1 protein-coding gene is annotated in these 1,778 nt (G+C 69.1%); it reads right to left on the reverse strand.

Annotation, left to right across the window (positions count from 1 at the left end):
• Positions 1 to 1,778: pyruvate dehydrogenase (acetyl-transferring), homodimeric type (gene aceE, locus VH112_07885; GenBank protein HEX4540151.1), on the reverse strand; the 1,778-nt coding region annotated here is incomplete at both ends.

Genomic DNA, 1,778 nt, shown 5'->3' on the forward strand with positions numbered 1-1,778 from the left:
CACCTCGTAGGCGAACGACGCGTCGTAGACCAGGGCGGCGGGGTTGGTCGAGGCGAGGAGCGGCGACTGTCCGTCGTCGTGCTGCAGGCCCTCGCCCATGAGCGTGGTGCGCCCGGCGGTGCAGCCGGCCAGGACGCCCCGGCCCCGCATGTCGCCGAGGGCCCACGCCAGGTCACCGACCCGTTGGAAGCCGAACATCGAATAGAAGAGGTAGACGGGCACCATGGGCTGGCCCCAGGTGGCGTACGCGGTCGAGAGTGCGGTGAAGGTCGCCAGTGCGCCCGCCTCGGTGATGCCCTCCTGGAGCACCTGGCCCGAGGAGCTCTCGGCGTAGTTGAGTGGGAGATCGGCGTCGACGGGGATGTAGTTCTGGCCCTCGGGTGCGTAGATCTTCGCCTCGGCGATCAGCGGCTCGAGCCCGAACGTGCGGGCCTCGTCCGACACGATGGGCGCAACGAACGCGCCGACGGTCGGGTCGCGCACGAGGTTGCGCAGGAGACGGGCGAACGCCATGGTCGTCGAGACGGACTGGGGCCCCGACCCCGCGGCGAACTCCTCGAACACCTTGGCGTCGGGGCGCAGGGCGGGTGCCGGACGAAGGACTCGGACGGGTACCGGCCCGGCGAGCACGCGCCCGCGCGCCTTGAGGTACTCCATGGCGTCGGATCCAACGGCCGGCCGGATGTACGGCGGGTCGCCCTCGAGCGCGTCCTCACCGATGTCGTCGGTCAGGTAGAGGCGGTCGCGCAGCGTGCGCAACTGCGCCTTCGACATCTTCTTGATCTGGTGGGTGGCGTTGCGCGCCTCGATCTCGGGACCGAGGGTCCAGCCCTTGATCGTCTTGGCCAGGATGACGGTGGGCGCACCACGCTGCTCGGTGGCGAGCTTGTACGCGGCGTAGAGCTTGCGGTAATCGTGGCCGCCCCGGGGCAACGAGACGAGCTCGTCGTCGCTGAGGTCCTCCACCATCTTGCGCAACCGGGGGTCGGGACCGAAGAAGTGCTCACGGATGTAGGCCCCGGACTCCACGGCCAGCTTCTGGTATTCGCCGTCGACCGTGGTGTTCATGCGGTCGAGGAGCACGCCGTCGACGTCCTTGGCCAACAACGCGTCCCAGCGCGAGCCCCAGATGACCTTGATGACGTTCCAGCCGGCACCGCGGAAGACGGCCTCGAGCTCCTGGATGATCTTGCCGTTGCCCCGCACGGGGCCGTCGAGACGCTGCAGGTTGCAGTTCACGACGAAGATCAGGTTGTCGAGGTGCTCGCGGCCCGCGACGCCGAGCGCGCCGATGGACTCGGGCTCGTCCATCTCGCCGTCGCCGACGAAGCACCACACCCGGCTGCCCGACGTGTCGACGAGACGTCGCAGGTTCAGGTACCGGTTGACGTGTGCCTGGTACACCGCGGCGATCGGGCCGAGGCCCATGGAGACGGTGGGGAACTCCCAGAAGTCGGGGAGCAGCCGCGGGTGGGGATAACTCGGGAGGCCGCCGCCGCCGACCTCGTGGCGGAAGTTGTCGAGCTGCGCCTCGGTCAGCCTCCCTTCGACATAGGCGCGGGCGTAGATGCCGGGAGAGGCGTGGCCCTGGAAGAAGATCTGGTCGCCGAAGCCGCCGTCGGACTTGCCCCGGAAGAAGTGGTTGAAGCCGACCTCGTAGAGCGCGGCCGAGCTGGCGTAGGTCGAGAGGTGACCGCCGATCCCTTCCGTCCGCGTGTTGGCCCGCGTGACCATGGCGGCCGCGTTCCAGCGGATGTAGGCGCGGATCCGGCGTTCCT

It is taken from the genome of Acidimicrobiales bacterium (assembly GCA_036270875.1).
Lineage (GTDB): Bacteria > Actinomycetota > Acidimicrobiia > Acidimicrobiales > AC-9 > AC-9.